The organism is Aeromicrobium sp. CnD17-E, assembly GCF_024124745.1.
GTDB lineage: Bacteria > Actinomycetota > Actinomycetes > Propionibacteriales > Nocardioidaceae > Aeromicrobium.
On sequence record NZ_JAMXRU010000126.1, the window covers coordinates 1 to 8,108 of the forward strand.

At 73.4% G+C, this 8,108-nt stretch carries 9 protein-coding genes; all 9 read right to left on the minus strand.

The window, feature by feature from the left end; genetic code table 11:
• The coding region (locus NH339_RS16270; RefSeq protein WP_253027069.1) for an NTP transferase domain-containing protein at positions 1–187 on the minus strand (187 nt) is incomplete at its 3' end.
• Positions 188–262: 75 nt separating this feature from the next.
• Positions 263–2,716, minus strand: coding sequence for an MMPL family transporter (locus NH339_RS16275; RefSeq protein WP_253027070.1), 2,454 nt, complete (start codon positions 2,714–2,716; stop codon positions 263–265).
• A 32-nt stretch (positions 2,717–2,748) separates the two neighbouring features.
• On the minus strand, positions 2,749–3,387 hold the full coding sequence (locus NH339_RS16280) for a TetR/AcrR family transcriptional regulator (RefSeq protein ID WP_253027071.1): 639 nt from the start codon (positions 3,385–3,387) through the stop codon (positions 2,749–2,751).
• Positions 3,388–3,478: 91 nt separating this feature from the next.
• Positions 3,479–4,159: a DedA family protein gene (locus tag NH339_RS16285; RefSeq protein WP_253027072.1), complete on the minus strand. Its 681-nt coding sequence runs from the start codon at positions 4,157–4,159 to the stop codon at positions 3,479–3,481.
• Positions 4,156–4,656, minus strand: a complete 501-nt coding sequence (locus tag NH339_RS16290; protein WP_253027073.1) for a GtrA family protein — start codon at positions 4,654–4,656, stop codon at positions 4,156–4,158. The genes NH339_RS16285 and NH339_RS16290 overlap by 4 nt, the downstream gene beginning before the upstream one ends.
• Positions 4,653–5,399 carry a polyprenol monophosphomannose synthase gene (locus tag NH339_RS16295; RefSeq protein ID WP_253027074.1) on the minus strand — a complete coding sequence of 249 codons (747 nt, stop codon included), beginning with the start codon at positions 5,397–5,399 and terminating at the stop codon, positions 4,653–4,655. The genes NH339_RS16290 and NH339_RS16295 overlap by 4 nt, the downstream gene beginning before the upstream one ends.
• 14 nt (positions 5,400–5,413) lie before the next feature.
• Complete coding sequence (locus tag NH339_RS16300) at positions 5,414–6,502, minus strand: hypothetical protein (protein ID WP_253027075.1); 1,089 nt, start codon at positions 6,500–6,502, stop codon at positions 5,414–5,416.
• A complete protein-coding gene (locus tag NH339_RS16305) occupies positions 6,499–7,377 on the minus strand; it encodes an anchored repeat-type ABC transporter permease subunit (RefSeq protein ID WP_253027076.1) in 879 nt (292 codons plus the stop codon). Before NH339_RS16305 ends, NH339_RS16300 begins: the two co-directional genes overlap by 4 nt.
• Position 7,378: 1 nt before the next feature.
• A partial coding sequence (locus tag NH339_RS16310) for an anchored repeat-type ABC transporter ATP-binding subunit (RefSeq protein WP_253027077.1) occupies positions 7,379–8,108 on the minus strand: 730 nt, incomplete at its 5' end.

Consider the following 8,108-nt stretch of genomic DNA (forward strand, 5'->3'; position numbering starts at 1 on the left):
CGAGCGCGCGTGCCGTGTCGGCCTCCGCGCCCAGGACGACGTGCACGGCCTCGCACCCGCCCTGGCGCAGCACCCGGACGGCACGCGCGACCCACGGCTCGCCGTGCGCGTCGACCACCGTGGCCTTCGGCCGACCGAGCCGTCGACCGGCCCCGGCCGCCAGCACCAGTCCGTGCAGCTCACCCACGCGCACCACCTCCCCTCCCCCTGAGTGTGACGTTCGCGGGGCGAGGACGCTGGATCCGGCCCGCGAACGTCACGCTCAGCGGGGACTGGAGGCGTCGGGCTGGGCGTCCTCGGGGTGCGGTCCGGGCTGGGGGTGGGAGCGCTCGAGCGCGGCACCCTCGACGTCCATGTCGGGCAGGATGCGGTCGAGCCAGCGCGGCATCCACCAGGCCGACTCCCCCAGCAGGTGCATGACGGCCGGGACGAGCAGGATCCGCACGACGAACGCGTCGACCAGGACGCCGAAGGCCAGGCCGAAGCCGACGGACTTGATCATCCCGGAGTCGGCGAAGATGAAGCCCGCGAAGACGGACACCATGATGAGCGCCGCCGCGATGACGACCGAGCGGCCCGCGTGGAACCCCCGCTGCACGGCCACCCGCGCCGGCGCACCGTGCGCGTGCGCCTCGCGCATGCCCGACACGAGGAAGAGCTGGTAGTCCATCGCCAGCCCGAACAGCACGCCGATGAGGATGACCGGCAGGAAGCTCAGCACCGGGCCGGGGTCGTGCACGCCGAAGACCGACCCGATCCAGCCCCACTGGAAGATCGCGGTGAGTCCGCCGAACGTCGCGAGCAGCGACAGCACGAAGCCCAGCGTCGCGGTGAGCGGCACCAGGATGGAGCGGAACACCAGCACGAGGATCAGCAACGAGAGCCCCACGACGACCGCGAGGTAGACCGGCAGGGCGTCGGAGAGCTGCGCGCTCACGTCGATGTTCCCCGACGTCGCGCCGGCGACCCCGAACGACGCCACGCCGTCCGCGCGCAGGTCGCGGATGTCGCGCACGAGCTGCTCGGTCGCCTCGTCGGACGGTCCGGTCTTCGGCACCACCTGGAACGCGAGCAGCATCTTGTCCTCGGACGCCCCGACGGGCGCCACGGCGGTGACGTCGCCCTGGTCACGCAGCAGCTCGCCGAGACGCAGCTGCTCCGACGTCAGCGTGGCGTCGGTGACCGGGTCGTCGAGCGTCGCGACGACCAGCAGCGGGCCGTTCGCGCCGGGCCCGAACGCCCGCTCGACCGTGCTGTACGACTGGTAGACGACCGAGTCCTCGGGCTCCGACGTGGCCGAGTTGAGGCCGAGCCGCATCGAGAGCGCCGGGATCGCCACGACGAGCAGCACGACGACGGTCCCGACCACGGTCAGCCACGCCCGGACGGTGCTCATCGGGCGGTCGGCGGGCAGGTGCGCACCCTCCGGCTCCGGCGCCTGACCGCGCTCCTTGCGGGTCAGGGCCCGGCGACCGAGCAGACCGAGCATCGCGGGCGTCAGCGTGATGGCGACGAGGATCGCGACGAAGACGCAGATCGCGCCGACCGTGCCCATGACGCCGAGGAACCCGATCCCGACGACGTTCAGCGCGAGCAGGGCGATCAGCACGGTGCTGCCGGCGAACACGACCGCGTTGCCCGACGTGCCGTTGGCGAGCCCGATCGACTCGTGCACGTCCATGCCACGCGCGAGCTGCTTGCGGTGGCGGTTGATGATGAAGAGCGAGTAGTCGATGCCGACCGCCAGGCCGAGCATCACGCCCAGGGCCGGGCTGACCGACAGCATCTCGACGACGCCGGACAGCGACAGGCTCGCCAGCACGCCGACCCCCACGCCGAGCAGCGCGTTCAGCAGCGGCAGGCCCGCCGTCACGAACGTCCCGAGCATCACGACGAGGACGATCGCGGCCACGACGAGGCCGACGGCCTCGCCCGGGCCGAACACGTTCGGGATCTCCTGGGAGATCTCCGCCGACGGCAGCACCTCGACGCCGTCGACCGGGTCGTCGGTGAGCGCGGCCAGCACGTCCTCACGGACCTCCGGCGTCACCTCGACCAGCTCGTCCGTGAACTGCACCTGCGCGAGGGCGGTGGTCCCGTCCTCCGACACCTGCCGCAGACCCTCGCTGAGCTTCAGCAGCGCCGCGCCGTCGTCGAGCGTGCGACCCTGGGCCTCGAGCTCCTTGCGACCCTGCGCGAGCTCCTCCTCCTGGGCGGCGAGCTGCTGGCGCTGCGCCTGCGGCACCGAGGGCGCGGCCTCGAGCTGCTGTCGCGCCGCGGCGAGCTGTCGCTCTCCTGCCTCCAGGCGCTCACGTCCCTGCTCGAGCTGACGTCGGCCGTCCTCCAGCTTCTGGACCTGCGCGGCGGCCTGCTGCTCGACGGCGAACGGGTCGACCGTGCCGGAGACGCCGTCGACGCGGTCGACCTTCTTCAGCACTGATGCGATCCCGGACCGCTGGGCATCGGTGAGCGCCTTGCCGTCCTCGCTGCGGAAGATGACCGTCGCGCTGCCGCCGCTCGCGTCGGGGAACCGGTCCGCCAGCTGGTCGGCCACGCGCTGCGTGGGCGTGTCGGGGATGGTGACGGTCGACGTCAGCGCGCCGCCGAAGAGGGCGAAGGCGCCGGCGGCGAGGGCGAGGACCGCCACCCAGGCGGCCAGCACGGTCCAGGCGCGGCGGGCCGCGAAGCGACCGAGTCGGTAGAGCAACGATGCCATGGTGGTCTCTCTCGGGTCTCGAGCGGACAGGGTCAGGCTCCGGCGTGGCGGTAGCCACGGCCGAGCTGGTCGGTCATGCGGACGACGAGCGACGTCCACAGCGCACGGGAGTCGTCGTCGATGATGCCGCGGGTCTCCTCGCACCACCGCTGCGCGACGAAGGCGGTGCCGTTCATGAGCGAGGTGACGAGCAGCTCGCGGCCGAAGGTGTCCGTGGTGTCCCCCGGCTCGCGAGCGGTGGCGAGGAGGAGGTCGCGCAGACGGTGGAAGGCGTCGTCGATGACGTGGCCGTAGCGCCGCGGCAGCGTGTCGTCGACGCTGAGCACCGACCACAGGAACGACATCTGCGGCGTCAGGTCGGTCTGCTCGAAGACCGCGGACATGCGGGCGAAGGTGCCGTCGAGCGTGTCGTCGCCCTCGACGCGACGAGCAGCGGACTCGAGCGCGTCGACGGCCTCGCCGATGCTGCGGGCGAGCACCTCGGTGACGACCTCGTCGAGCGTCGCGAAGTGGTTGAAGACGGTGCGGCGCGACACGCCCGCGCGCTGCGCCAGGACCTCCGTGCTGAGCTGCACGGAGCCCGTCTCGGCGACGAGGTCGGCAGCAGCCGCGAGGATCGCCTCACGGTGCTGCTCGCCGCGCTGCTGGCGTCGGTCGACGGACTCGGTCACTCTTCCAGACTAGGCAGGTGCTTGCACTGAGTGCATCTTCTGTGGATGTGGCCGTCACCACACCGCCGAAGGTGGCCGAGGTCGCCGTCGGCTACGCAGCCTCGGCAGACGCGGCAGGCTCCGACGTCCCAGCGGGCTCCGAGGGTCCCGGCGCCTGCACGGCGCGCGCCCGCGAGCGTCGCATGCGCAGCAGCTCGATGCCGAGCGGGACCACGGAGAGACCGGCGAAGCCGATGGTGATGACCTCGACGTGGTGGGCGACCAGCGGGATGCCGCCGAACAGCGCGCCGAGCGCCACCATCCCGCTCCCCCAGAGCACGGCGCCGACGACGTTGTAGGCCGTGAACCGACCGCGCGGCATGCGGGCCACCCCGGCCACGGTGGGCGTGAAGGTGCGGATGATGGGGATGAAACGTCCGATGATGACGGCTGCGTTGCCGCGACGCTCGAAGAAGTCGTGCGCCCGGTCGGCGTACTCGGGCCGCAGGAGTCGTGAGGTCTCCCGGCGGAAGACCGCCGGCCCGTACCGGCGGCCGATGAGGTAGCCGAGCTGGTCGCCCGCGGCGGCGGCCAGCACGACCCCGATCATCACCAGCCAGATCGGCACGCCGATGACGTGCGACGTCACGAGGGCACCGGACAGGAACAGCAGCGAGTCCCCCGGCAGCACGAAGCCCAGCAGCAGCCCCGTCTCGGCGAAGACGACGAGCATGACGACGAGCACCGCGGCCGGCCCGAGGGTCAGCAGGAGCGGGGTGAAGACGGCGGTCATGAGGCGATCGTCCCCGGCTCAACCTGACGGCCACCTGACTGTCGTCGCGGGTCGCCCGCGCCCACGGCTGCCGGCCCGGCGTCCTCCCGGAACACCAGCAGCCGGTAGGTCCAGAACCTGAAGACGGTCCCGAGCAGCAGGCCGACGCCGTTCGCGCTCACGTTGTCGGCCAGCCGCGACGTGAGGTGCAGGAGGTCGTGCGAGACGAGCAGGCACACCACCGAGAAGCCGAGCCCGACGACGTTCAGCAGCACGAACCACGCGACCTCGCGCCGCCCCCACCGTCGTCCCGACCACGTCAGGGCGGCGTTGCCGGCGAACGTCACGACCATCGCGACGCCGACGGCGAGCACCCGGGCGACGCTCGGGTCCCACGACCGGAACGGGGGCAGCACGAGCAGCTCGTTGAACGCGACGACGTCGACGACGTACCCGGAGCCGCCGACCACGAGGAAGGTCAGCACCTCGCGCGTCAGCAGCCGTCGCAGCAGCGTCATGCGGCGCCGACCTCGACCGGACGTCGAGGGGCCAGGGCGTGACGCAGCTCCTCGCGGCGCCACACGAGAGGCAGCCGCAGCGCCTCGAGCGCGATGGTCGTCGACATCTTCGACGCCCCGGCCGTGCGCTCGGTGAAGACGATGGGCAGCTCGCGGACCCGCAGGCCGGCTCGCTGCGCCCGCCACGTGTTCTCCACCTGGAAGCTGTAGCCCTCCGACTGCGAGGTCAGCGCCCCGACGGCGACGAGCGCCTCGGCCCGGAAGGCCTTGAACCCGGCCGTGCAGTCGTGCACGTGCAGGCCGAGCACGGCGCGCACGTAGACGTTGCCCGCCCGCGACAGCAGGCGTCGCCGCCAGGGCCACCCGCGCGACCCGCCTCCCGGCACGTACCGGGAGCCGACGGCCACGTCGACGTCGCGCAGGGCGTCGAGCAGCGCCGGGACGCGCTCCGGCGGGTGCGACAGGTCGGCGTCCATCTGGACGATGCCCTCGTAGCCGTGCTGCAGCGCCCACTGGAAGCCGGCGCGGTACGCGGCGCCGAGACCGTCCTTGCCCGCGCGCTCCAGGAGGTGCACGTGCGGTCCGAAGCGCGGGTGGGCCCGCACGACGTCGGCCGTGCCGTCGGGGCTGGCGTCGTCGACGACCAGCACGTCGGCGTCCGGCGCGGTCGCGGCCAGGGCGTCGAGGAGCACGACGATGCTGTCGCGCTCCTCGTACGTCGGGACGATGACGATGTTCCTCATGGGTCCTCCTCGGGTCAGCCGCAGTCGGCGGCAGGGACGGGACGGGCGAGCCCGTCGCGCAGGTAGACGGTGGAGCCGCACACGTCGGCGACGCGGTGGTAGCGGCGGTGCAGCACGGCGGTGGCGTCGCGGGTGCGCAGGCCCCAGGAGTGCAGGCTGCGTCCGGTGACGACCCAGGTCGGCGCGCGCGGACCGGCGAGCACCGCGGTGAAGCCGGTCAGGTCGGGGTCGAGGGTCTTCGTGGGCAGGCTCCACAGCGACGGGTACGGCGAGGTCAGTCCGCTGCCCTGCACGACCCCGGGGTGGCCCCAGGCGACGACGAGGGAGTCGGCCCCGACCGAGGCGGCACCGATGGCCTGACCCACTCTCTGGTCGCGCGTGAGGTCGTCGGCGCGTGCGGACATGACCGTCGCGCTCAGCACCGCCGGCACGAGGCAGCTCGCCGCGGCGACCGTCGCGAGCCGGGGCCGGGCCGTGGAGAGCAGCCCGACGCCCACGGCGAGGGGCAGGGCCAGCTGCACGAGGTAGTGCGTCCAGAAGTTGCCGCCGATGGCGATCGAGGCGGCCGCCCACGCCGTCCAGGCCAGCGTGACGACGGCGACGAGTCGCACGTCGCGACGCATCCGCCGCACGCCGAGGAGCAGGACCGCCAGGGCGGGCACGACGCCGCCGACCGCCGCGGCGGCCAGCAGGTGCAGACCTCGCGCGTGCGCGGCGACACCTCGCGACGACGCCAGCGCAGCGCCGGCGGCCACGCGGAACGGGTACATGGCGTACCAGACCCCACCCGGCGACGTGCCGTGCAGCACGGCCCACCCGAGCACCACCCCCGCCACGGCGACGCCACCGGCAGCCGCCCCCACGAGGGCGACCAGCAGGGTGCGCAGACGCAGGGTCCGGGTGAGCGCGCCGAGCGCGACCACGCCCGACGCCACGACGAGCACGTCGACCATGTTCTGCTTCACCATCAGCGCGGCCACGAGCCCGGCCCCGGCCAGCACGCCACCGAGCAGGTGGTCGCGCCGACGGGGGCCGCGCCACACGAGCACGACGCCGAGCACGCCGGCAAGCCCCGCGCAGAGCACGGGCAGCCGCTCCCTCACGCGACGCCCCGCGCCGCAGCCGGTCGACGGCCGGTCCAGGCCGCGAGCATCCCGTGCCGTGGCGCGACGAGCCAGGTCACGACGAAGACGGCCGTGAGCGTCAGCACGACGACGGCGCCGGTGGGGAGGTCCCACGTCCACGAGACGTAGAGCCCGACGAACGCGCCCACCGCTCCGATCACCGGGGCCAGCACCATCATGACCCCCAGCCTGGAGGTGAGCAGCCGCGCCGTGGCGGCCGGGGTCACCAGCAGTGCCAGGACGAGCACGTTGCCGATCGTCTGCACGCTCACCACGACGCTCAGCGCGATGAGCACGTACAGCGCGAGGTCGACCCAGAAGACCCGCACGCCCTGGGCACGGGCGCCCTCGCGGTCGAGCCCGACGCTGACGAGCTCGGGGTGCAGCCACGCGCACACGGCGAGGACGACGACGGTCACGACGCCGACGGCCACCAGGTCGCCGTCGTCGACGCCGGCGATCGACCCGAACAGGAACTGCTGCAGCGAGCCGGCGTAGCCGGGCGCCTGCGCGATGATCACGACACCGAGCGCGAACGCCGCCACGAACAGCACGCCGATGACCGAGTCCTCCCTCAGCCGCCGGTTCTGGGCCATGACGGCGATGAGCACGGCGGTCAGCACCCCGGCGACGGCGCCGCCGAGCACGAGGTTCGCCGACAGCACGAACGCGACCGCGAGGCCCGGGAACACCGCGTGGGCGACCGCGTCGCCGATGAAGGCCGTCCCGCGCAGGACGACGTGGCAGCCGACGACCCCGCACACGAGCGCCGACGCGACGGCGACGGCCAGCGCGCGGGGCAGGAACGCGAGGTCGGGGTTGACGAGGTCGGCCAGGAAGTCGAGGAACCCCACGTCACACCGCCTGGAGCGCGCGCACGAGCGCGCTGTCGGGTCGGGTGCGGAACGTCTCGACCCACGCCTGCACGTCGGCGGCGACCTCGCGGGTCGGTCCGTCGGCGCGCACGGTCCCGTTCACGAGCACGAACCGGTCGCACTGGTCGACGGCGCCGACGAGGTCGTGCGTCGACATCAGCACGGCGAGGCCGTCGTCGGCGAGCTCGCGGACGAGGGAGGTGATGAGGTCCTGGGCCGGCACGTCGAGCCCGGTGAGCGGCTCGTCGAGGAGCAGCACCGACGACTGCAGCACGAGCGCGCGCGCCAGCAGCACCCGCTGACGCTGACCGCCCGAGAGCTCGGCGACAGGCCGATCGGCGAGGTCGCGCACGTGGGTGCGCTCGAGCGCCTCGGCCACGGCGCGCCAACCGGCTGCACCGGGACGCCAGCCCGTCCAGCGGGTGCCGGTCAGGCCCGATGCGACCATGTCGGCGACGCTCACTGGGAAGTCCCACGCGACGTCGACCCGCTGCGGCACGTGGCCGATGCCCGAACGCCCCGGCCGCACCGGGCGACCGTCGACGACGACCTCGCCGGCCCGGCGGGGGACCACGCCGAGCACCGCGCGCATGAGCGTGGTCTTGCCGGCCCCGTTCGGCCCGACGAGCCCCACGACCTGACCCGGCTCGACCCGCAGGGCCACGTCGCGCAGCACGGCGCGACCGGCGAGGTCGACGGCGAGGCCGCAG